This is a genomic window from Butyricimonas faecihominis (assembly GCF_033096445.1).
Classification (GTDB): Bacteria; Bacteroidota; Bacteroidia; order Bacteroidales; family Marinifilaceae; genus Butyricimonas; species Butyricimonas faecihominis.
The window spans coordinates 4,336,873-4,357,824 of sequence record NZ_AP028155.1; the positions used below are offsets into that span (position 1 = coordinate 4,336,873).

A 20,952-nucleotide genomic window follows, 5' to 3' on the forward strand; every position below is an offset into this window, starting at 1 on the left:
GAGGAAAAGGAATAACAAGAAGTAATGATAAGCTTTAAAAATCAAGATTGGTGAATTTTTGGCTGTATTGGTATATATAGCTTGTAAGGGAGGTAATTTTCACCATTATTATATATGGTGTAAAAGTATATTTCCAGTTTAATTTTTTTATTGGCTTGAAGCTAGGGAACAAATAAAACAAGTAAAAGTGATAATGAATTTTAGAAACCAAGGTTGGTGGGAAATTTATGGATTGTATATATAAACTGAAATTTCAAATATTTCCACCACCGTTAAATAGATTAGATTATGAACACGTCAACATTAATTCCAAGTCAAAATGAAGGGTTATTGCCAGTTTTACTTGGCAGTAATAATATCAAGCAAGAAGAACCTACACCTTATGAAGTAGTGAATGAACCTGTTAGAAAGGACAAAAGGAGAAAACATTTTATTGAAGCTAACACTGAACCCATTGACATGATCCGTTTAAAAAGTGATTGCATCGTGCCAGTGTTCAGCAAGGATAACGAGATGACAATATCTCATCCCTCGTTTATAGAAACGGTACACAAGGTGGCGAGTGAACTGTTTAGAGGGGAAAGCATAGATGAACCAGATATAATGGTAAGTCACGTTATAAAGGGAAGGATACCAGAAGCGATACATAAACCAGTAGCTCAATTACTAGAAAGTGACAAGACGATCTACTACGAGAGAATGGCGTTTGCTTTTGAAATACCTACCATTTATGAAACGATAGACGGTAACAGGGTGAATTTATGTATTACAGGAGTGAGAGCTTATAACAGGGAGAACCTTTATTCAAAGAAAGTGGCAGAAAGGTTTAGTGTCGCTATTGGCTTCCAGAATAAAGTATGTTGCAACTTGTGTACATTTACTGACGGTTTTAAAACAGACCTTAGAGCCACGAGCCAGCATGACCTGTTTAGAGAGGTTATGAAGTTATTTCAACAGTACGATGCTGAAAAGCATTTACGGTTGATGAAGAGCTTCACTAGTTCTTACCTCACGGAACATCAATTCGCTCAATTCTTGGGGAAAAGCAGGTTGTATCAGTGCTTACCAGCAAAAGAGAAGAAGTTACTCCCTAACATGGAATTAACGGATTCACAGGTAAATATTATTGCCAAGGCGTATTACCATGATGATAACTTTAAAAGGGAGCATGGAGAGAACGAGATCAACTTGTGGAAATTCTATAACATGCTTACTGGTGCCAATAAAAGTAGTTACATAGATAACTTCCTAGATAGATCGTTAAACTCCACGCAATTAACGGAGGGAATAGATAGAGCGTTACATGGTGATAACACCTATAAATGGTTTATAGAGTAAAACCATTAGAAATTAATTCTTTTAATTCAATTGATTACTCTAAATTTGTGACAAGACACCCCACCGAGTGTTTGTACGGAACGTTATTTATATTTACATTTGTAGAGTTGTAGCGAGAGATCGCCATGACGAACATAGTTAAATAGAAAGCGTTTAGGCTTTATCCCGTTTTAGAAATCTGGTACATTTCAATTGCTTTAGGGATAGACGGTACAAACGCTCATGCTTGCCATATATACTATTCTGTTATATATACTGGTTTAGCGTGGGGTGTCGTTTTATCTTGAAGCAAGGGTTTACCAGAACCTCTAAAACAGATAATTCTAACAATTCCCACGCTTTCTTTATTATGTATTAATACCTCTTGGGGGATTAGGGGTGTAAAATATGACCTTATGTACAACAGTTTTAATGAAAAAAGCCTACGAGTGATAAACAATATCTACAATAATCTCCTATCGCATCCCCTATTTAGTAATTGCCAAATAGAAAGGATCAATGACTTTGGCAATGGAACGGTGCAACTTGACATGTATCTCAATGGGAATTTCTATAACAAGTACATGTTTTGTCCTGATCCAGCGGGTAATATTGAATCCGTTGCAATATATGGTGCTTCATTAATGGAACATTTAAGAAAGATTGAAGCATCCATGAAATTCTGTGATATTGATGTTTTAGAGGTGAGTATAGACAATGGAGGTTACAGTCCTTACGTTGATGTTATCTTGGGTACTTATTGATCTAGTATATGGATTCTATTGTTTGGCCTGCCGTTATTGTGGCTGGCATTATCATGTTATTTATCCCAAGTGGAGCCGTGTTTGCATTATCAATAGTTATTAGTTTACCATTGACAATTATAACACTTGTTGACGGACACTACACGTGGTTGTGTATTCTGATCCTTGGAATCGTAATAAGTTTGGTGAAGAGAGGGTAACTTGCAGGAAGCATACCATTTTGGTAATCCCTATGCTTTCAATCATTAATAGACTTCTTGGGATTAGGAAGTACATAAAACCAAGTGGTTATGAATAATGACGCTTTAGTATAATTCGTGGTAATGTACATTCTTGCTAACGAAGTATGTACCACAACAAGTTGCGAATATAGGCATTTATTTGATTATTAGAATTGAAACTATTAAAAACAACGTATTATGAAAATAGCATTTACTACATGTATAATTCTCCTTATAGTAGCTTGTTCTTCATCTATAAACAACGAGATGAAACTTGCAGAACAAGAGTTTATTAAACAAAAGTCTTACATGACGGAACAGGAAGCCCTTTCCAAGGAGATTGATTACTATAAAGCTCCACAAATAACGACACGAGAACATGTTAAATCATTAACAGGAAAAGAAGTAATCAAAAAATGTAATGATGTAATCAGGAATAACCAAAAACTAAGTGAACAACTTGTTAAAAGTGGATTTGGGTTTATTAGAACACAGAATGTTGGTGATATAAAGGAGTACGCACTTAAACATCCAGACGAGGTAATCGCAAATGAATTTAAATTTAGCGGAACGTTTACTCATTACGGTTCCACCAAATACAAACAAGAGAGTGCAACTGTTATAATTGTATCCAAATTAGACAGATATATCATAGAATAAAACATTGTTACTAATTTAGTTTAAGTTTTTTTGATCAAGAAATTCTAACGTCTTATCATTAAGTATTGATATGAGAAAGATATTATTTATTATATTATTAAGCATTAGTTTTTGGGGTATATCAGAAAAATCATACTCGCAATCACTAGAATTTCAATATACAACTTACATTAACGGATATTGGGGAGAGTGGAAAAATTCCTACTATTATAAAATAACAGGAACTTGGCAAGACTTTGTAATATTTAAGGATAATGTTCATCCTTCAAAATACCTGATGAAGGTTGCTATTACATATCAACCATATAGTAAAAAAGAGATAAAGAGAAAAACAAGAAATAAAGAATGGTTTACTTACACGGGGACTATCGAATATTTTGTTTGTAGTGGGAAAAACTGCAAACATCGTTTTCCATGTACACAACTTGATCTTCAAAGTTGGCCGTATGACATTAAATCAACAAGTAAAGAATATTACAAAAAAACAGTACCAGTTACAGTAAAAATGGACAAGCCTATTGAGAAGAAAGGTAATCGAACTATAAATATATTCTTTAATAATCAAGGAATTGGAATTACTTTATAACGATGAAAATTCTTTACAAATGGACTAAGACCTATTATATCAGATACTTTAAAGAATAGAGGAATAGATACTAAATGGACAGATCACCTAGTAGCACAAGCAGCACTAGAATCTGGTTGGGGAAAAAGTGAATCAGGTAAATTCAATTTATCAGGTATTAAAGGTAAGGGTACAACAAGAAGTACTAAGGAATACATAAATGGTAAAATGATAAACATTAAAGATTCATTTAAAGATTACAAGAACTATGAAGATTGGGCAAACCAGTATATTAATTTACTTACTAACAAGAGGTATGGTAAAGCATTTAGTATGTCTGAACAAGAATTTATGCCTTATATAATAAAGCAAGGATACGCTACTGATCCTAATTATATAAGTAAGTATAATAAAGTACTTAATGAAGTAAAGAAATATGAAGTAGGTGGGAAGATTCAGAGATTTAAGGATGGGAAGCCTGTTAAGAAAGCAATGACTAATGGCAATTATGGAACTAATCTGACAGGTTGGCAATTCTTTAAAGGTAGAATGATGGATTCACCTTTCTTTGGGGCTTTATGTGCATTAGGTTTATGTACAACAGAAAATGCTCCAGAGTACAGAAGAAATTTGCTATATAATAGACATAACCCTTCTGGAAATGAAGCAACTGCAATAGTAGATTATTTAAATTTAGAGGGAGCTCATAAACCAAGGCCTAAAAGTCTCTCAGGCACTCCTGCAGAAGAAGCATTTTATGCTAGATATCATTACTTACCACAAGACTTAATAAAAAGTACCAATATTAGACGTCCTAATGGTAAAGATGATAATTTAAAAGATGCTGAATTTGTAACTACTACTAAAGGAATGGATTTAAGAATGCAAGCATTAGCTGATACTCTTAATCTAGGTAAATTAGCTAGAATGTCCCCAGAACTTTATAAAAAGCTACAAGAAAAACATGAAGGATTAGTTGATCAGGAAGATCTAAAAAAATCATATGCATTTTCTAAAGATTTACTAGATCATCCTAATGTGCCAAAACAAGCACATGAAGACTTATCTATTAAAAAGGAAAAAGGGGCAGACGGAGGCAACTATACTGGATTAGGAGCATTAAGATACTATGGAATGCAATGGGATGATAAGGACAAGCAAATATATGGTTGGGATTCTTATAACTTCGACTGGTGGCAAAGATTAATTGGTAGTATGCCTGCTAGAGAAAAGAGTTTGGAAATAAGAACTAAAATTCCATTTGATCCAACAAAAGGTTCTAAATTATTAAGAGATAATTTGCAATATTTTGATAATGAATAAGATTAAAAAGAAAGCACAAATAATAATGTACATGTTAATAATATACATATTAGTTGGAATTACTATTTACTTAATAAAAGATAGCTTAAATGATTTACCTCGCTTAGGTATAGTAGTAAATAGACTATCTAACTTATATCCAATAATGAAATAATATGATAAAGTTGTCTGAAATTGATCCTATGCTTCTTAAAGTATTACAAGAAGCTAATATACCATTAAATTTAGATGAATTAATAGCAGAAAATATGGAAGAATTTAACGAAATGTATGTAAAACCATATAAAATGAAATAATATGGAAGAAAACTGGAAAAAGACCATTATAAATAATGTAATAGGTATAGTAGGAGGATTAGAAGAATTTGGAGAAATGATACCGATGAGTAAATTCCAAAAGGAAGATGAAATTATATACCAATTCTGGGTAGAGAAAGATGATACTTGTATATTTGCCAAAACAGATGAAAAAGAACTGCAATGGCAAATATTAACAAGCATTCCTTTCTTTATTATTAAGAATGTAGTTGTAGAGAAACTAAATCTTCTTTGGTAACACTAAATTCTTCTGGTTTGTGTGCACTATTACATTCTCTGCGCATAGGAGTAATATACATTATGCCTGCTCTATCTATAACATGAGCACCTACAGGATCAAGTAGGGGCTCTTTACAACAAGGGCAAACTTTAGGAAGAGATTTATTTGAATGCTTCTTCCAAAAATCAAGCATATTGTCTGACGTTGTAGTATCCTCTGCGTGGTGAACTTTAATTAGGAAATCCATAAACATATAAGATTTAAGTAATACATAATTGCAAATATAGATAATATGCAATTAATTGACAAAAATAGTAAATATAGGAAAGTAAAGAGGTTCCAAGGTGGGAACATCGTACAAAGAGATAATACTAGAATGGCATCTAAACTTACACCTAAGTTGAAAGTAGAAGAGCCATTACCTAATAATAGAACATATTTATCACAAGCACCTAGCAAAGAGTTACAAGATACATATAATAGAGATAAGAAAATACAGAATGCAGTAGATTTCTTTTATAATATGGGTAATACTTATTTAGATTGGGCTAAATTAGGATTATCAGTAGCTCGTCCAGAAGCTGGATTCGTATTAGGAACCGCTGATGCTGGAATTGCTGCATATAATAATGATTGGAAAGGTGCAGGTATACAAGCTGGATTAGAATTATTACCTTATGTTGGTAAAATTGGAAAAGGTGTTAGTAAAGTAATACCTAAAAAGAGGTTTGGTAATTATTCCAAAATAGATATAACTGGATCAAGTACTACAGCTGAAAATACAGCAGCTTTTACTAAGGCAATGGATGATGTATATGATCAAGTATATTTAGGAGATAAAGTAACACGTGTAGATCCAACTGCACAGAAATCTAGAGTAAAAATTAACCCAGATATTCAAGCTAGGATTGATAGATTAGGTTTGAAACCTAGAGAGCATTCTCAAACTACTATAGACAACCAGGTAAATAATAAATTAGAATTGTTAGTTGGATATGGTAAAGATAATGCAAATATATTGGCTAATTACTCTAATAAACCAATTACTAACATAGATGAAATTAATAATATGTTACAAAAGATTAATTCAGAACCAGATGTAGGAGGATTATTGAGTAATGGAAATATAGTATTACTAAGTAACAGATTTACGAAACCTAATTATAGTAGTGAACTTATTAGATTTAATTCATTCCATGAATCAGCACATAAATTATACCAGTTATTAAGAATAAGTCCAGATGTAATTCCTTTTAAAGGAGGATATCCTGCGCTTAATCCAAAGCATCCTATAGGTCAACATTTAAGAGGTTTGCTTAGCAAATCTAAAGATTGGACTAGATCAGGAGAAGAACTTGCAGCTGATGTATGGGGTTGGAGAGGTGTTAAGAATATAGGATTTAAAGATTTAACTCCAGAACAAATTGATATGATGTTACAAGATCCACTTATAACAAGACACTTTAGTGAAGATGCTTTAACTAATAAATTAGATGCAGTGAAGAATGCACTAAAAATATTACCAGCAGTTGGTGGTGTAGGAGTGGGAATTAATAATTTAAACAAAAAATAATATGTCCAAGATACCAAGAAATGAAAAACCTCTAACAGAAGAAGAAAGAGCAAAATTACCTCCATTACCTAAATTGAAGCCAGAGGATAATCCTAATTTTATAATAATCAATAAGGAATTAACAGAAGAAGAGAAAGCTGAAAGTAAAGAAGTGTGGGGAGAAGACAATATTACATGGATATAATAGAAACTATTTAGTTAGATATTGTCTATTAAATAGATTATTAGTAACTTTGTTAAAGTTAATTAGAATGGTTATGAAATCAGAAGCAATAGCACTTGCAAATTACTTTGTTGATTTAGCAAAAAGAGATAATAAACCATTAAGGCAATGGGGATTAATGAAGCGTGTATATATTACATATGGCTTTTACTTAGCTTTATATGATAAATCAATACTTGATCCAACAGTAGATAGAGTAGAAGCATGGGATAAAGGACCTGTTATAACTACTGTACAAGAGCAATTTAAATATTATAAAGGAGATATTACTGGAAAAGCCTCTATTGGAGATGAAACACCAGAGTTGACAGATAATTCTGTTAAGGCTGTAGCAGATATGGTATGGAAAAGATATACAGGCTATACTGATCAACAACTAGTTGATTTATTGCATAGAGAAGGAACTCCGTGGTCTTTATGTTATAGAAAAGGAGCTAATGCTACAATTCCAGACTTGTATACCAAGACTTATTATCTTAAAATAGTAGAAAACCTTCGTGCAAGAAAAGCTAACGAACAATGAATGAAGAACTAGATGATTTAGCTAATGACCGTACAGATGAAGAGACAATTAATGAGGATGATATTGAACGTCAAATAAAAGCAGAGAAGCTCAACTTAAAACGGTTAGAAATAAGGCTTAAAGAGGAAGAGTTATCGAGTAAAAAACAGGATCGAGAGCAGCGTAAAAAATATGTTGATAAGATATTTTATTTGGAATGCGTCTATTTAACTATTGTCATACTGATTATTGTTGCATTGGGTAATAAATACAACAATTTTTCTCTAGATAAAGAGGTTATAATTGCACTTATAACAACTACAACAATAAATGTTATTGGTCTCTTTGTGATCGTAGCTAAATATCTATTCCCTCAGAAATAACAAATATACTCCTTCTTACTTTCAAGAGGGAGTTTCTTTTTAAAACTCTCTGCAATGGCTAGAAGTTAGTGTAATTATCTGCGGGGATAATAACAAAAAAGGACTGACCCAGAAACGGATCAGTCCTTTTTGTTTTTCCAATATTGCTCTGTAAAGCAGGCAAACTTGGTTCTAGTTGCAAGATAATCTAAATTCATTTGGTTGGCTTCTCGCTCAAAGCAAATGTCTTTATATGCAGAATTATAGGGTGGACGTAATAATTCTACTAGCCATAAGATAAAATATACAAGGTAGAAAATTGTATATCCTATCCAGAGTACTTTACAAAAGTCTCTTGCCTGAGCTTCATGTATAAGTTCATGATTGATAGTTTCTTCTCTTTGGAACCGATCAGATTCCCATCTCTCTTTAGCTTCTTTTCTCACGTACAAAGTTCCGTATAAATTAATACATAAGAAACCTTTGAACGGAATAATTGATGAATATTTAATTTTCATTTCTTGGAATCATTAATGTTGCTCCTAAGACACTTGGAAGTGCCTTTATAGCTTTAGGTATATCTATAAATGCTTTAGGAGTAAACTTAGTAGGATTCCAATGTGGCATTAATTCCATCATAGCTTCAGTAGCTTCTGAATCTGTTAGGTCTCTAGCTCCTATACCTTTCTTCATTCTAAAGGTATGTGTATCTGCCCAAACTTCATCTGCAGAACCTGCCCAACCATCTCCAAGATAAGGTTCTAACATTTCAGCTACTTTATTATTAGTATCTGCTTTATAATATCCTCCTTTTACTTTCTTATCTAAAGTCCATTTATTCTTAAATTGAATTCTATGTAAAAATTCATGCCAAGCAGTATCTTTAACATCTTGTGGAGATAATGTTATTCCACTAGTTGGATCTGTTCTAGAGATCATTACATTACCTTTAGAATCAGTAGTTCCAACTACCTTTCTCTTAAACATATCTCTTTTCTTAGAATTACTAAATCTTCCTCCAAAGAAATCATTAAAGTTGTTCTTGTTGACTAATCCTGTTTTACCTTCTCTTGGCATTTTAGGATTATTCCATCCTAACGCTTTAGCTCTATTTACCATATCTGGATGCATTCTACCACCTGGAAACATAGTACTAGTATAACTATTCTGTGCTTCCATTAAAGCAATATTCTGAGCACCTACTGTAGTATTAGGATCTAACTTAACAGATTCTGCAATGTTATACTTCTTAGGAGTTCTTTTAAATAACTTTAATCCAGCAAGTAACGTTCCTAAAGCTTCTCCTGCACCAGCATAAGCACTTTCCTTTATTAAGTTACTTGCTAATGCATAAGCATCTTTACCACTAAAATTAGTATACGGTTGTGTCCAAAAGTTATTATACTTACCTTTTTCCATGTTCTCATATGCTTCTCTTTTAATGGCATTTATCCTAGCTTGCTTATCAAAGTATTCACTTTGTTGTGGTTTAGATGATATAGTAGCTCTTTGAGGAATTTCTCTTACTTCTTTCTTTTTAAGTAGAGGTTTAGGAGGTGTAGATACTCTGGTGTTATCTCTTTGGAAGGTATTTCCATTTTGTAACTTTGGAATTAACTTCATTTACTTCTATATTTGTAATTATAAACTTTAAATCTTATGTGTTATGAGATGGGTACGATTACTAACTAAAGTTCCAGTTTGTTTACCTAATGATGCCAAAGAATTGTTTGAATATTATTGCAAACAAAAAGAAATAGAGGTTTCTAAAGTACGCTGGATGTGCTATTGTTGTCATAAAAAAACTTCCAATATAGTAGCAGCCCTTGTTGTTGATGCTTATGGCGAACATAGAAATCTATATCTAACTTTTATATCATTGGATTGTTTAAAGGAATATATAAAAAATCCAGAAAATCCTATTACATTTCAAATATTAGAAGAGGACTTATTATTTATTTCTAAATATGATCCTTCCTCCGACTTTGTAAACATCTGCATCAAAGAATCTTAATTCTCCACTTTGGTTATAACCAACATTCCACGGATCAATATCTCCAACTGTCAATTTACCATTGGTATAAGTACCTTTACCTTTATATCCAAGATTATGCATTAGAGAGTTGATCTGTGGAAGAAATTGTTTTTCCCATGTTACCATTGGAGTGTCACCTATTGGAGTTATTTTATTTTGAGAGTAAACAGGATATATTCTATTATCTCCTTGTAAATATCCCTCAAAGTTGATCCTTTCTTGTAAAGGTAATCTATTACGTTTCATCCATTGTTTGTGAAATTCTTTAATCTCTGGTGCTGATGTAAACTTTCTCTCTGTATAAACTTTTAACACTTTAGAAGGATCTAATGTATTCTGGAATACTGTTTGCTGAGAGCCATTATCTACAAAATTTCCAAATATGGGACTATCTACAGTTAGAGTTTCCTTTCTAGATTTAGGTTCTGTTGCAGTACCTATTTGCTTATATGGACTAGGAGATTTTCTTTCTCCTTTAGGTATTCCTGCTCTTTCAGCTTCTGTAATAGGTTTACTTCCAAATCTCTTTTTAGTTGCAATCTTACTTATTCCTTTATTAATTGCACTACCTAACAATGCTCCCATTGCCTCTCCTGTACCTGTATATATACTCTCTTTTACCAAGTTAGTGCCAAGATCATATGCTGTCTTTCCATTGAAGTTTGCATAAGGAGCTGTCCAAAAATTAGCATATTTAGTTTTCTCTAAGTTATTATATGCCTCATTTTTTATTGCATTTACTTTAGCTTGTTCTTCCAACGCAGCACTTCTACTAGGCATAGGAGAAAGAAAAGTTTGATTATCTATATTTTGAGTTGGCAGTTTTTTCTTTAATATAGGAAGAGGGACATTACTCATTCTGGTATTATCCCTCTTTACTTGTTTCGGTATTATCTTCATTCTTGTTTATATTCTTTTTCCATATACCAGTTACTGAATCTATTCCTAATAAAGATGTACTACATATAAATAGTAAGTCTACTATCTCTGGTGCAGGTATAACAAGTATAGTACACCATATACATATAAATAGACATACTACCCAACCAGCAAATCCACATAATCTCTTACTACTTAACCCACTATGTGCAGTGAGTATCTTTATAAAGAAGTTAGTACATTTCATTTACTTCTTGTATGTAATCTATAATTAAGTATCTTTATGCAGGTCCTATTGCAATCCATCTGAATAATCTTGTGGTTCCTTCTCCATTTGTTATATTGATAGAAACTGTTTAGTTAGATAATGCGCAATGCAATTCAAGTAGTGAGTAATTCTCTCCATTTTAGCTATTATATACCTATTCTGAAGAAAACTCACCACTTATGGATTATGAAGTTTAGAATAATATATTGTATTAAAAGTTTCTATTGGTAAGGAGATTTATGTATATTTAGAACATTAAATAGACTATATAAACAGGTATGGTAAACTTGAATAAAGATATATTATTAGGAACAGCAATAGGCGATGCTTTAGGTGTTCCTGTTGAATTTGAACATAGACAAGAGTTAGGGAAGAATCCTGTTGTTGGAATGAGAGAGTACGGTACGCATAATCAACCTAAAGGTACATGGTCTGACGATACTTCTTTAGCCCTTTGTTTGGCGGAATCACTGTGTAATGGATATGATCTAAGTGATGTGGGAAACAACTTTGTAAAATGGTATTATGAAGGTTACTGGACACCTCACGGAAAAGTGTTTGATGTTGGTGTTACCACGGCAAGAGCAATATCCTATTTGCAAAGTGGATGTAAACCAGAACTGGCAGGAATGGATAGAGAAAGAGATAACGGTAACGGATCACTTATGAGAATATTACCATTGGTGCCTTATATCCTAAACGTGGAGCCAGAAGAGAGGTACAAGATCATAGGTGAAGTATCATCATTGACACATAGACATCCAAGAAGTATTCTGGCTTGTATTGCATTATGCGAGTTTGCGATAGAATACATTAATCAAAAATCGTGCGAGAAGGCTTACCAGACAATGCAACAAATACTATTACAACTTTTAAAAAGGGAAATGTTTATTGAAGAAAATGTTCCTTTTAAAAGGTTGATAGAACTGTCTTATAACGAATTTAAGGCAATTGAATTAAAGGACATACGTTCTACTGGATATGTAATTGATACACTGGAAGCTAGTTTATGGTGTATCTTTAATACTTCCAGTTTCAAAGATGCGGTATTAAAAGCTGTAAATTTGGGCGATGATACTGATACGGTTGGAGCTATTACAGGAGCGTTGGCAGGTATCATATACGGTAGTGATTCTATTCCTAATGAGTGGCTTGATGTATTAGCAAGAAAAGATGATATTATAGAATTAGCTAATAGATTAGATTCAGTAAAAGGATAACAATTCAATTATGCTATTATAGAGGGTTTGCTTCATCAGAGGTAAACCCTTTTTTTATTTCAAGTGAGTTTAGAATGCAAAATTCCAATAGGTGAGAAATTGTAAGGTATTAAGCTTTATATACCAGTTCTAAGGAAAAGTCACCAACTAGTATATTGAAAGTAGAGAGATAGATAAAATTAAAATTTAATGTGTAACCAATTAATAACAGAAAGTATGTATATAAAAATCATATCAATACCACCCTAATTCAGTGGTAAGTTACTTGTGTATAAGCTATATGTTGTTTATATTTAAATTCGTGTTTAAAGTTAATTGATATTGTTACGTTAATGTTGATAAGAGTATGATTGTTGTAAATTTTATACCCAAATAAGTATTAGGGATTTGGAAAATGGTAAGCATTAAGAGTAATGCTTTGATAAAGAGAGTTTAATGAATTATTGATTAATGACAGATACCTGAAAATGGTAGCGGTTTTGGTAGCGGTGAGAGGGGTAAAAACGCCTAAAAACACCCCTATAAATAAAAATCAGCCACTTTGTAAGTGGCTGATTCCCTGAGGTCGGTAGCAGATTTGAACTGCTGTACACGGTTTTGCAGACCGCTGCCTAACCGCTCGGCCAACCGACCCTGTTGCGATTTTGCGTGGCAAAGATAATGCGATATTTTGAATTTTGCAATATCTTGCTGTAATTTATTTTGACAAAGTAACACTCGTGGCTGCGATCTTCCCTCCTAGTGGCGGGTTTAGTTTTGAAACCTTGATAGTTACATGAGAAATTTGCGGGAAGGCATTATATAGTGCGTCGATCATTCTTTTTGCCACGTGTTCCAACAAGTGTGAGGTAATCATCATTTCTTTGGCGATAATCTCGTATGCGGTGAGATAACTTAAAGCATCTGCGATGTTATCTGTTTGGGCTGCTTTGTCGCAATCTGTTTCGATACGGGCGTAAACCATGAATTTATTTCCCACGACACGTTCTGTTTCATAACATCCGTGGAAGGCGAAAAATTCCATTCCTTCAATTTCGATGATTCCATTCATAATTGTTAACTTTTGTTTCTGTAAAAATAATAGTATCTTTCGTCTTTAAATACAAAAGAGCCGACGGGGAATGTCGACTCTTAAGATTACATTACTAACTACTAACCTAAACCATACAAACTTATGAAAAATCTTCAATCTCTTAAAGACGGTGCAAAGATAAAGCGTCTGTTGTATCTAGACCAATTTTTATTGTTAATAAAAGCTATTGATTGGGTTAATGTTAGTTAATCTTCTTGTGCCTTTAAAGCTATATTTTGAATGATTATAGCAGTATTTCATTGTAACTAATTAATTCATAGTGATGATGGTATTTTTGTCGTGTGAATGCAGATGTATTTTTGTTAATTTCTTGTTAGTGCATGGCCTATAAAATGAATTTTATTTGTAAGTTTAACAAATCGTTTAAGATGAATTAATTAATATGGTAAGTTGGATAAAAGTAACAGATATTCAGTGTATTATTGAACGAGCGGGAGAGTTGATAAAAGAGGTGTATAATAAGAGAAACTTTAATGTAGAGCTAAAGAGAGATAATACACCCGTGACAGAAGCGGATAAAATCTCGAGTGAGTATATCACAAGTGCCTTGAAAAAGTTATACCCGGAGATTCCGGTGATTAGCGAAGAGGCATCATTACCGGCTTATGAAGAAAGAGAGAAATGGGCGTACGCTTGGATTATTGATCCACTGGATGGTACAAAGGAATTTATATATCGGAATGGGCGTTTTTGTATTAATATTGCTCTTGTCGAAAAGGGAAAACCCATATTCGGGATGATTAATAGCGTGTGTGATGGTGAGATTTTATGGGCTTTTGCGAGCGGGGAGAAGGGAATGGTGAAAAAGGGAAAGGAAGAAGCTTTGTCGGGAATCGGGGGAAAACAATCAAAGTTGAGAGTGGCCGTCAGTCGTTTTCATGTAACGGAATGGGAACTACGGTATGTTGATTATTTGAAATCTCTGGGCCATGAGGTTGAACTTGTCCCGTTGGGGGCATCGTCAAAACATTGCCTCCTTGCTAAAGGAGAGGTGGATATATGTCCCAAATTCGGGAAATGCTCGGAATGGGATGTAGCGGCAGGACAAGTGCTTGTCGAAGCAACTGGTGGTTATGTGGTGAATGCGGAGACTGGAGGGGAGGTTCGGTATAATAAAGAGAATATGATAAGCCCTCCCTTTGTTATGTTTGGTAAACGTGTTTACGACGAAATTAAAGAAGGAAACAAGACTTTTTTAGATTTCAAGGCAAAAAGTGTAGTAAAAAATGATTACCTTGGGGCTCGAAGAAATGAAATAAAAAAACAAGATATAATGGAAAAACAATACGCGAAAGAATTAGTAGAGTTTATACATGAGAGTCCGACAAACTTTCATGCCGTGGCAAATGCCAAAAAAGAATTACTTGGTAATGGTTATAAGCAACTTTTCTCCGGTGAAGCATGGCAAATAGAAAAAGGAGGTAAATATTTCGTGACGAAAAATCACTCTTCACTTTTTGCTTTCGAGATTGGTAGCGGAGAGATTGCTGAAGAAGGGTTCAAGATTATTTGTGCCCATAGTGATTCTCCGACGTTTAAAATCAAACCGAATGCTGCGATGCCTGTTGCAGGAAAGTATTTGAAGTTGAACACGGAAGTGTATGGAGGACCCATTATGTACACGTGGTTCGATAGACCATTGTCCATGGCCGGACGGGTTATGTTGCGTAGTTTGAACCCGTTGAAGCCCGCTACCCAGTTCGTGAATTTCAAGCGACCGTTGATGGTTATTCCTCATATTGCCATCCATTTTAACCGCGCCGTGAACGATCAGGGAAACCCGTTGAGCAAACAGAAAGATATGCTTCCCGTGATTGCCATGATTAATGAGACTTTCGAAAAAGATAATTATTTGGTTAAACTTATCGCGGAAGAGATGGGAGTAAGTCAGGAAGACATACTTGATTTTGACCTGACTCTATATGAATACGAGAAAGGCTGTTTGTTCGGGGCGAACGAGGAGTTCATTTCAAGTGGCAAACTGGATGATTTAGCCATGGCTCATGCCGGGTTAAAAGCTTTCGTGGCTTCCGAGAAATGTCGTAAGACAAAAATTCTTGCTATTTTTGATAATGAAGAAGTGGGAAGTGGAACGAAACAGGGTGCCGGTTCTCCAATTTTGAGAACAATTATTGAACGTATCGTTTTCGGATTGGGAGGTAAACCGGAAGATTTGTATCGAGCAATTCATAATTCGTTCATGATTTCCGCGGATATGGCCCATGCTCTTCACCCGAACTACGTGGAGAAACATGATCCCACAAATCATCCGGTAATAAACGGTGGGCCCGTGATCAAGATCAATGCGAATCAGAAATACATCACGGACGGGGATTCTGCCGCCGTGTTTAAAACGATCTGCAAGATGGCGGGGGTACCTTGTCAGGAATTTGTAAACCATTCAGACATGGCCGGAGGTTCAACCTTGGGAAATATATTATTATCGCAAATGGAAATGCGTGGAGTGGATATCGGTAATCCCATGTGGGCAATGCATTCCGTTCGGGAAACGGGCGGGGTATTGGATCATGCTTACGTGATAAAAGCTTTCACCACGTTTTATAATATTTAAAATTGTTGTTATTTGAAAGAAAAGTCGGACTGGTATTCAGTCCGGCTTTTTTAGTACCCTAAAAGGATAGGAATATTTATGGAAATTAGATGACGAGTGCATCTATAGATAAATTATTCACTATTAATTTTGAAGTTATGAAACTATTTTTGTTTGTTATGTTATTTGTCTCGGGGATGTTTTCTGATTCGACACAAATTAGTAAAATTGACTTAGATAAAGATTTTTTCTTGTTGGGTACGCTTGATGAATATCTGGGGCGTCGAATACGGGAGCCGAAAGATGTTTTCGTGGATGCGTATTATCCTCACGAGGGGTTTGTGGTGAGGGTACTTGATTCTCTTTTCAAGACTGAGTATCCGGATTTAAAATGTAATGTGGAGCCGTCTGGGCACATGAATTTGTATTCCAAGGAATTGGCATATAAGGTGAATGAATATTTTGGGATTGAAGGGGAAAAGGCTGAAAAAGATTCGTTTACTGGTGCAAAATTGAATAAAGATGTTTTTAAGACAGATAAACAAAGATATTCTTATCTGGCCGGGGTGTTCTTGCGCTATGGAACCATTTTAAAGGATGATTTTAAAATTAGGTTTGCCAATGCCGGGGGAAAAGTCGAAATCTGCAAAATGTTGTTTGAAGAATTAAAATGTACTGGCGTGGAGTTCGAACATTTAAAAGCAATTCCAGCTTCAAATACATTTTCTTTTACCCCTAAAGGAAAATTGGAGGTATATTTGCTATATGCCGTGATGTTAAGAGGAAATTTGGCACAGAGATATGAAGAATGGGGTAGTATGCCTTTTGTAAAACAAGTAAAGTGATTGGATACTTCCAATGTGAAAAAGTCTTTGCGGATAGTTAAAGTACCTTTTAAAAGTTTTCACCTGACTTTTGAAAGGTACTCCACTATTGGCCCCGTGTCGTAAATTCATTTACAGGTATTATGACTTTTCTACTCCTTAATTCCCTCCAAAGAGTTAGCGTTTAAATCCTTCAAAGACACGGGCTTTTTCTTGCGTTAATAGTTCTCCGATCATGGTGAGCGTGTTGGAATGGAATGAAGGCGAGATATTTGCCGAAACATTATTTGAACCCCGGTGAAGGGTGAGGCTCACTTGTGCGGAAATGCTGACACCTTGGACGAGAAAGCTATAAATGATACTTCCTTTTTTATCCTTTTTCATCCGGATGTCTGAAACGTTGCCTTCAACGGTAAAACCTCCCAATCCGTTTTGAAGTGGGCGAGGGGTATCAAAACTCACTTGTACGGTGGCTTTTTTGTTTTCCATGGAAATGAAATTCTTGATGGAACTGACGTTTGCTGATCGACCTCGTTTAAAGATCAGTCGATTGGCCTCCAGTACGAACGTGTTGTTTTCTAAAGCACGAACGGCGTCTTGGTACAATTGTTCTTTTACTTTCTGTTGAGCGATTTTACGCTCTTGTCTGGTTTGTGTACGTTTTTCCTTTGCCGTCATTTTAGTTTGAGCGGCAAGAGGGGCTAGAGAGCCTAGCACTAGGGCTAATGCGATGAGTGTAGTTATATGTTTCATGATGCTTTATGTTTTATTACTTTTTTACGGGGAAAAGAATAATGATGTTTTATAAAATACTGTTTTTATGGTGTCGGATGGCGATAACAACTTAAAGATGTCGTATCTTCGCATATAGTAAATAATAAATTGAAATAAAATGAAAGATCAACATCAAGTTCTGCATAAATGCTTAACGGAGGATGTTCCGGCATTTGTTTTGACGGGAAAAGACGTGTGTGCGATAGCGACATTAAAGACGTACTTGCAGACTGCGATTGAAAAGGGATGTAGTGATGAATTCGTTAATGATATGGTATTAGTATTGCGGGAATTTGAGCGGTTTCAGCACGAAGAACCAAAGAAAGTGAAGATACCGGATTGATGTTGACTTGGGGAGAATAGGAGGAATCCCATCTTGAACAACGAAGTTAAATTTTACATGGGCAAAGTAACAAAAAGCCTTTTGATACGTACATATTAGAATAAGTAAATATATCCAGACAAAATAATTAAGTTGAAAAGAATATGAACGAAAACAAAAGATTACCCGAAAAATTCTTCGATGTATTAAAACATGAAGGTGTTGTAACTGTTATGTCATGGGGTGTTGAACCTCATATTGTTAATACATGGAATTCTTATATCGTGGTTACAGACGACGGACGCCTTCTCATCCCGGCCTACGGTTTTAGGAAGACTGAAAAGAATGTTAATGTGAACAACAAAATAAAACTGGCATTAGGTAGTAGAGAAGTTTTAGGCTATAAGGATTATCAAGGAACGGGTTTTATTGTCACGGGAACGGCTCGATATATCAGTTCTGGTGATGAATATGAATATATGAAAAAGAAATTCCCATTCCTTACTAGGGTATTTGAAGTTACCGTGGATAAAGCGACGCAGATGCTATAAACGTGAAATTATGAATAGTTTTTATTTCATGGTAGGAAATTGTAACATCATGCGGTCAACATCCGTTGCGAGATATCTGCGTGCGGAGTTCTGTCATCTCCGGACTTGCCTTCTATGCCTCCGTGTGCTAGGTCCGGTGAATTAAAAACTAGGAAAAAAGATCTTGGTGGCTGAAGGCAATGATAGTAATTATGTATTGTTCCTTCATGTGCTTAAGGATTATGATTTTACACGGACAAAGAATGGTGTGGAGGCTGTTGATGCGGGTCGTAACGGAAATTGGGATTATCGTGTTTACGACCAATGCTTTCGATTCAGATAGGGTGAACGCTATGGGAGTCGGGTGTAATGCCTTTTTGACAAAGCCTATGAAAAAGAAACAGCTACTCGAACTCTTTTTATGAAATAATAGAGAAAAGAAAATCTTTTGACTTGAAGGAAAACCATTTTGCTTAACGAATGAGAAAAAACAGTTAACTATTTTTTCATGTGAGCCGTTTTACCGGGGGAAAATCTTGCTATTCTTTTTGTCTGGTAAAACTATTTTTCTATATTTGTTTCCTATCGGTTGTTTAGATTATATTTATGCATGATTATTCCTGATGAAAAGGAAATACTGGAGAAGATCAATCGGGGTGATGAATCCGGATTGCAAGGATTATTCGACTTATATTATAAGCCTTTGTGTGTATTTGCCTTGAATTTTTTAGATTCTTATGAAGAAGCTGAAGATGTGATACAAGATCTCTTCGTGAAATTTTGGGAACGACGAGGAAATACAGTGTTTCAAGGGGCTTTGCGTGCTTATTTGTTTTCTTCCGTACAGCATAATTGTATAAAGATATTGAAAAGTAAAAGGAAGTATCATTTTGATGAAATTGAAAATTACGAGGATTTCCTTGAAGATAAATATACTTCCAACGGGATGGAGGAAGAACGAGAGAGGTTGTATGCGGAAATAGAGAAATTGCCGGAGCAATGTCGAAAAGTGTTTGAAGCAGTTGTCTTGAAGGATATGAGGTATAAAGAGGCTGCGGTGCAACTTGATCTTTCTGTAAATACCGTGAAAACGCACCTTGCTCGGGCAATGAAACAATTGCGTAGTTCTTTAGGTATCATTGTTTTAGTTGTGGTACGATAAAAAAAGATGTTATTTTTTTGCTTTTTCGTTCACCCATTTTTATTGCTTTAGGCTTTAGGTTATAAAGTAAGTATTCATGGATGAAAAGAGAATTATCGAATTAGTTATTTTGTATAGTAAAGATGAATTGACAACTTCAGAAGCTTCGAAGTTGGAAATTTGGCTGAAAGTGAATGAACAAAATCGGGGGATTTTTTGCGATTATTTGAAAAGGTATAGAAAAGCTAGACAGATTGCATTTTATGATACCGTGGATGAACAACGGGCTTGGAATCAGTTGGCTCGAAAAATAAAGCGTGCTAGTATAAGCAAAAAGAATCGTTTTGTACAGTATTCTTTGTATGCGGCCTCTCTTTTATTATTTGTGTCGTTTTCATTATTCTTGTATATAAAAAATGGATCGGTTACAACCGAAAATTCTTTACGTGATATTCCTTCCGGTTCTGCCAAAGCTATGTTACAATTATCGGACGGACGCATTGTGCCTCTATCTAACGATTCGGTATTATCATTGGCAGAGATTAACGGGGTGGTTATAATGCAAGATGAGGAAGGTGGGATTCGTTATTTGGCAGGAGAGGGGAAAAATGAAACAGTGTTTAATACAATACGGGTGCCCCGGGGAGGGGAATACTATTTGTGTTTATCGGATGGGACGAAGGTTTGGTTGAATTCTGAGTCGGAATTGACTTATCCTGTTTCCTCGCTAGAAAATGCTAGAAATGTGTATTTGAAAGGCGAGGCTTATTTCGAGGTTGCGAGAGATGAAAAACACCCTTTTCGGGTAGAATGTGAGGATTCCAAGATTACGGTATTAGGGACGAAATTTAATGTTATGGCTTATAAGGGACAGGGAAATGTGGTGACTACTTTGGTGGATGGAAGAGTGCGAGTTGCCACGGGTAGGGATTCTTTAATGTTAACTCCGGGAGAACAGGCTGTATCCGGGACGGATGGTATCGATGTAAAGAAAGTAGATGTGAGTTTTTATATCGCTTGGACATTAGGTGTGTTTGAGTTTGAAGAAATGTCCTTAGGGCAAATTACAGAACAATTGGGGCGTTGGTATGATATGACATTTGTTTATGACGATCCGTTGTTACGGGAAATTACTTTTACGGGAGCTGCAGAGCGTCATCGCCCGTTGGATGTCGTTTTGAAAATGATAGAAAAACTTTCAGGAGTACGCTTTGAGGTGAAAAATGACGTGATTACGATTTATAAAAAGTAAAGGAGTGCGGCTAACA

General features: G+C 34.9%; 25 protein-coding genes and 1 tRNA gene. 20 read left to right on the top strand and 6 right to left on the bottom strand.

Annotated features, from left to right (window positions below; genetic code table 11):
• Positions 1-288 precede the first annotated feature (288 nt).
• From R8806_RS17975 to R8806_RS18030, 12 genes are all read left to right on the top strand, one after another.
• A complete protein-coding gene (locus R8806_RS17975; RefSeq protein WP_124317319.1) occupies positions 289-1,338 on the top strand; it encodes a DUF3871 family protein in 1,050 nt (349 codons plus the stop codon).
• A 395-nt stretch (positions 1,339-1,733) separates the two neighbouring features.
• Positions 1,734-2,081, top strand: coding sequence for a hypothetical protein (locus R8806_RS17980; RefSeq protein WP_124317320.1), 348 nt, complete (start codon positions 1,734-1,736; stop codon positions 2,079-2,081).
• An 8-nt stretch (positions 2,082-2,089) separates the two neighbouring features.
• On the top strand, positions 2,090-2,281 hold the full coding sequence (locus R8806_RS17985) for a hypothetical protein (RefSeq protein ID WP_124317321.1): 192 nt from the start codon (positions 2,090-2,092) through the stop codon (positions 2,279-2,281).
• 219 nt (positions 2,282-2,500) lie between these two features.
• The gene (locus R8806_RS17990; RefSeq protein ID WP_151411534.1) at positions 2,501-2,962 is read left to right on the top strand and encodes a hypothetical protein; all 462 of its coding nucleotides are present in this window, start codon (positions 2,501-2,503) and stop codon (positions 2,960-2,962) included.
• Positions 2,963-3,032: 70 nt separating this feature from the next.
• On the top strand, positions 3,033-3,548 hold the full coding sequence (locus tag R8806_RS17995; RefSeq protein WP_124318306.1) for a hypothetical protein: 516 nt from the start codon (positions 3,033-3,035) through the stop codon (positions 3,546-3,548).
• A 63-nt stretch (positions 3,549-3,611) separates the two neighbouring features.
• Positions 3,612-4,850: a glycoside hydrolase family 73 protein gene (locus R8806_RS18000; RefSeq protein ID WP_229782961.1), complete on the top strand. Its 1,239-nt coding sequence runs from the start codon at positions 3,612-3,614 to the stop codon at positions 4,848-4,850.
• Between the two features lie 155 nt (positions 4,851-5,005).
• Positions 5,006-5,146 carry a hypothetical protein gene (locus tag R8806_RS18005; protein ID WP_164720093.1) on the top strand — a complete coding sequence of 47 codons (141 nt, stop codon included), beginning with the start codon at positions 5,006-5,008 and terminating at the stop codon, positions 5,144-5,146.
• Position 5,147: 1 nt separating this feature from the next.
• Positions 5,148-5,405, top strand: coding sequence for a hypothetical protein (locus R8806_RS18010; protein ID WP_124318411.1), 258 nt, complete (start codon positions 5,148-5,150; stop codon positions 5,403-5,405).
• A 274-nt stretch (positions 5,406-5,679) separates the two neighbouring features.
• Positions 5,680-6,960 (top strand): hypothetical protein, encoded by a 1,281-nt coding sequence (locus R8806_RS18015; RefSeq protein ID WP_151411533.1) that lies wholly within the window; start codon positions 5,680-5,682, stop codon positions 6,958-6,960.
• A 1-nt stretch (position 6,961) separates the two neighbouring features.
• The gene (locus tag R8806_RS18020; RefSeq protein WP_124318499.1) at positions 6,962-7,144 is read left to right on the top strand and encodes a hypothetical protein; all 183 of its coding nucleotides are present in this window, start codon (positions 6,962-6,964) and stop codon (positions 7,142-7,144) included.
• A gap of 73 nt (positions 7,145-7,217) precedes the next feature.
• The gene (locus R8806_RS18025; RefSeq protein ID WP_164720129.1) at positions 7,218-7,706 is read left to right on the top strand and encodes a Panacea domain-containing protein; all 489 of its coding nucleotides are present in this window, start codon (positions 7,218-7,220) and stop codon (positions 7,704-7,706) included.
• Positions 7,703-8,068 (top strand): hypothetical protein, encoded by a 366-nt coding sequence (locus tag R8806_RS18030; protein WP_151411532.1) that lies wholly within the window; start codon positions 7,703-7,705, stop codon positions 8,066-8,068. Before R8806_RS18025 ends, R8806_RS18030 begins: the two co-directional genes overlap by 4 nt.
• Before the next feature lie 119 nt (positions 8,069-8,187).
• Here the strand turns inward: R8806_RS18030 and R8806_RS18035 are convergent, their stop codons facing one another.
• Both R8806_RS18035 and R8806_RS18040 read right to left on the bottom strand, forming a co-directional pair.
• Positions 8,188-8,565, bottom strand: a complete 378-nt coding sequence (locus R8806_RS18035) for a hypothetical protein (RefSeq protein WP_124318031.1) — start codon at positions 8,563-8,565, stop codon at positions 8,188-8,190.
• Positions 8,555-9,670 carry a hypothetical protein gene (locus tag R8806_RS18040; protein ID WP_124318030.1) on the bottom strand — a complete coding sequence of 372 codons (1,116 nt, stop codon included), beginning with the start codon at positions 9,668-9,670 and terminating at the stop codon, positions 8,555-8,557. The genes R8806_RS18035 and R8806_RS18040 overlap by 11 nt, the downstream gene beginning before the upstream one ends.
• A gap of 43 nt (positions 9,671-9,713) precedes the next feature.
• On the opposite strand from R8806_RS18040, the gene R8806_RS18045 reads away from it, so the two are divergent.
• Positions 9,714-10,061 (top strand): hypothetical protein, encoded by a 348-nt coding sequence (locus tag R8806_RS18045; RefSeq protein WP_124318029.1) that lies wholly within the window; start codon positions 9,714-9,716, stop codon positions 10,059-10,061.
• Here the strand turns inward: R8806_RS18045 and R8806_RS18050 are convergent.
• On the bottom strand, positions 9,999-10,982 hold the full coding sequence (locus tag R8806_RS18050) for a hypothetical protein (protein WP_124318028.1): 984 nt from the start codon (positions 10,980-10,982) through the stop codon (positions 9,999-10,001). The two genes, R8806_RS18045 and R8806_RS18050, sit on opposite strands and share 63 nt — an antisense overlap.
• Positions 10,983-11,507: 525 nt before the next feature.
• Here R8806_RS18050 and R8806_RS18055 point away from each other — a divergent pair.
• Complete coding sequence (locus R8806_RS18055) at positions 11,508-12,449, top strand: ADP-ribosylglycohydrolase family protein (RefSeq protein ID WP_124318027.1); 942 nt, start codon at positions 11,508-11,510, stop codon at positions 12,447-12,449.
• 562 nt (positions 12,450-13,011) lie between these two features.
• On the opposite strand, the gene R8806_RS18060 is transcribed toward R8806_RS18055, so the two are convergent.
• A tRNA-Cys gene (locus R8806_RS18060) sits at positions 13,012-13,082 on the bottom strand.
• Positions 13,083-13,146: 64 nt separating this feature from the next.
• Positions 13,147-13,500 (bottom strand): dihydroneopterin aldolase, encoded by a 354-nt coding sequence (gene folB, locus R8806_RS18065; RefSeq protein WP_124316428.1) that lies wholly within the window; start codon positions 13,498-13,500, stop codon positions 13,147-13,149.
• A gap of 424 nt (positions 13,501-13,924) precedes the next feature.
• Between folB and R8806_RS18070 the strand changes: the two genes are divergently transcribed.
• Both R8806_RS18070 and R8806_RS18075 read left to right on the top strand, forming a co-directional pair.
• Positions 13,925-16,114, top strand: a complete 2,190-nt coding sequence (locus R8806_RS18070; protein ID WP_124316427.1) for a M18 family aminopeptidase — start codon at positions 13,925-13,927, stop codon at positions 16,112-16,114.
• Positions 16,115-16,251: 137 nt separating this feature from the next.
• The gene (locus tag R8806_RS18075; RefSeq protein WP_124316426.1) at positions 16,252-16,938 is read left to right on the top strand and encodes a hypothetical protein; all 687 of its coding nucleotides are present in this window, start codon (positions 16,252-16,254) and stop codon (positions 16,936-16,938) included.
• Positions 16,939-17,094: 156 nt separating this feature from the next.
• On the opposite strand, the gene R8806_RS18080 is transcribed toward R8806_RS18075, so the two are convergent.
• Positions 17,095-17,670 (bottom strand): DUF4251 domain-containing protein, encoded by a 576-nt coding sequence (locus R8806_RS18080; protein WP_124316425.1) that lies wholly within the window; start codon positions 17,668-17,670, stop codon positions 17,095-17,097.
• A gap of 139 nt (positions 17,671-17,809) precedes the next feature.
• On the opposite strand from R8806_RS18080, the gene R8806_RS18085 reads away from it, so the two are divergent.
• From R8806_RS18085 to R8806_RS18100, 4 genes are all read left to right on the top strand, one after another.
• A complete protein-coding gene (locus R8806_RS18085; RefSeq protein WP_087422657.1) occupies positions 17,810-18,034 on the top strand; it encodes a hypothetical protein in 225 nt (74 codons plus the stop codon).
• A gap of 143 nt (positions 18,035-18,177) precedes the next feature.
• Positions 18,178-18,564, top strand: a complete 387-nt coding sequence (locus R8806_RS18090; protein ID WP_124316424.1) for a pyridoxamine 5'-phosphate oxidase family protein — start codon at positions 18,178-18,180, stop codon at positions 18,562-18,564.
• 589 nt (positions 18,565-19,153) lie between these two features.
• On the top strand, positions 19,154-19,705 hold the full coding sequence (locus R8806_RS18095; RefSeq protein WP_124316423.1) for an RNA polymerase sigma-70 factor: 552 nt from the start codon (positions 19,154-19,156) through the stop codon (positions 19,703-19,705).
• A 76-nt stretch (positions 19,706-19,781) separates the two neighbouring features.
• Positions 19,782-20,936: a FecR family protein gene (locus tag R8806_RS18100; RefSeq protein ID WP_124316422.1), complete on the top strand. Its 1,155-nt coding sequence runs from the start codon at positions 19,782-19,784 to the stop codon at positions 20,934-20,936.
• Positions 20,937-20,952: the final 16 nt, after the last annotated feature.

Excerpts from the sequence above, each read along its gene's own strand:
- R8806_RS18100 (WP_124316422.1), top strand. The coding sequence starts at position 19,782 with ATGGATGAAAAGAGAATTATCGAATTAGTTATTTTGTATAGTAAAGAT.
- R8806_RS18055 (WP_124318027.1), top strand. The coding sequence starts at position 11,508 with ATGGTAAACTTGAATAAAGATATATTATTAGGAACAGCAATAGGCGAT.
- R8806_RS17975 (WP_124317319.1), top strand. The coding sequence starts at position 289 with ATGAACACGTCAACATTAATTCCAAGTCAAAATGAAGGGTTATTGCCA.
- R8806_RS18005 (WP_164720093.1), top strand. The coding sequence starts at position 5,006 with ATGATAAAGTTGTCTGAAATTGATCCTATGCTTCTTAAAGTATTACAA.
- R8806_RS18010 (WP_124318411.1), top strand. The coding sequence starts at position 5,148 with ATGGAAGAAAACTGGAAAAAGACCATTATAAATAATGTAATAGGTATA.
- R8806_RS18095 (WP_124316423.1), top strand. The coding sequence starts at position 19,154 with ATGATTATTCCTGATGAAAAGGAAATACTGGAGAAGATCAATCGGGGT.
- R8806_RS18015 (WP_151411533.1), top strand. The coding sequence starts at position 5,680 with ATGCAATTAATTGACAAAAATAGTAAATATAGGAAAGTAAAGAGGTTC.
- folB (WP_124316428.1), bottom strand. The coding sequence starts at position 13,500 with ATGAATGGAATCATCGAAATTGAAGGAATGGAATTTTTCGCCTTCCAC.
- R8806_RS18025 (WP_164720129.1), top strand. The coding sequence starts at position 7,218 with ATGAAATCAGAAGCAATAGCACTTGCAAATTACTTTGTTGATTTAGCA.
- R8806_RS18075 (WP_124316426.1), top strand. The coding sequence starts at position 16,252 with ATGAAACTATTTTTGTTTGTTATGTTATTTGTCTCGGGGATGTTTTCT.
- R8806_RS18040 (WP_124318030.1), bottom strand. The coding sequence starts at position 9,670 with ATGAAGTTAATTCCAAAGTTACAAAATGGAAATACCTTCCAAAGAGAT.
- R8806_RS17990 (WP_151411534.1), top strand. The coding sequence starts at position 2,501 with ATGAAAATAGCATTTACTACATGTATAATTCTCCTTATAGTAGCTTGT.
- R8806_RS18085 (WP_087422657.1), top strand. The coding sequence starts at position 17,810 with ATGAAAGATCAACATCAAGTTCTGCATAAATGCTTAACGGAGGATGTT.
- R8806_RS17985 (WP_124317321.1), top strand. The coding sequence starts at position 2,090 with ATGGATTCTATTGTTTGGCCTGCCGTTATTGTGGCTGGCATTATCATG.
- R8806_RS18030 (WP_151411532.1), top strand. The coding sequence starts at position 7,703 with ATGAATGAAGAACTAGATGATTTAGCTAATGACCGTACAGATGAAGAG.
- R8806_RS18035 (WP_124318031.1), bottom strand. The coding sequence starts at position 8,565 with ATGAAAATTAAATATTCATCAATTATTCCGTTCAAAGGTTTCTTATGT.
- R8806_RS17995 (WP_124318306.1), top strand. The coding sequence starts at position 3,033 with ATGAGAAAGATATTATTTATTATATTATTAAGCATTAGTTTTTGGGGT.
- R8806_RS18080 (WP_124316425.1), bottom strand. The coding sequence starts at position 17,670 with ATGAAACATATAACTACACTCATCGCATTAGCCCTAGTGCTAGGCTCT.
- R8806_RS18020 (WP_124318499.1), top strand. The coding sequence starts at position 6,962 with ATGTCCAAGATACCAAGAAATGAAAAACCTCTAACAGAAGAAGAAAGA.
- R8806_RS18090 (WP_124316424.1), top strand. The coding sequence starts at position 18,178 with ATGAACGAAAACAAAAGATTACCCGAAAAATTCTTCGATGTATTAAAA.
- R8806_RS18070 (WP_124316427.1), top strand. The coding sequence starts at position 13,925 with ATGGTAAGTTGGATAAAAGTAACAGATATTCAGTGTATTATTGAACGA.
- R8806_RS17980 (WP_124317320.1), top strand. The coding sequence starts at position 1,734 with ATGTACAACAGTTTTAATGAAAAAAGCCTACGAGTGATAAACAATATC.
- R8806_RS18045 (WP_124318029.1), top strand. The coding sequence starts at position 9,714 with ATGAGATGGGTACGATTACTAACTAAAGTTCCAGTTTGTTTACCTAAT.
- R8806_RS18050 (WP_124318028.1), bottom strand. The coding sequence starts at position 10,982 with ATGAAGATAATACCGAAACAAGTAAAGAGGGATAATACCAGAATGAGT.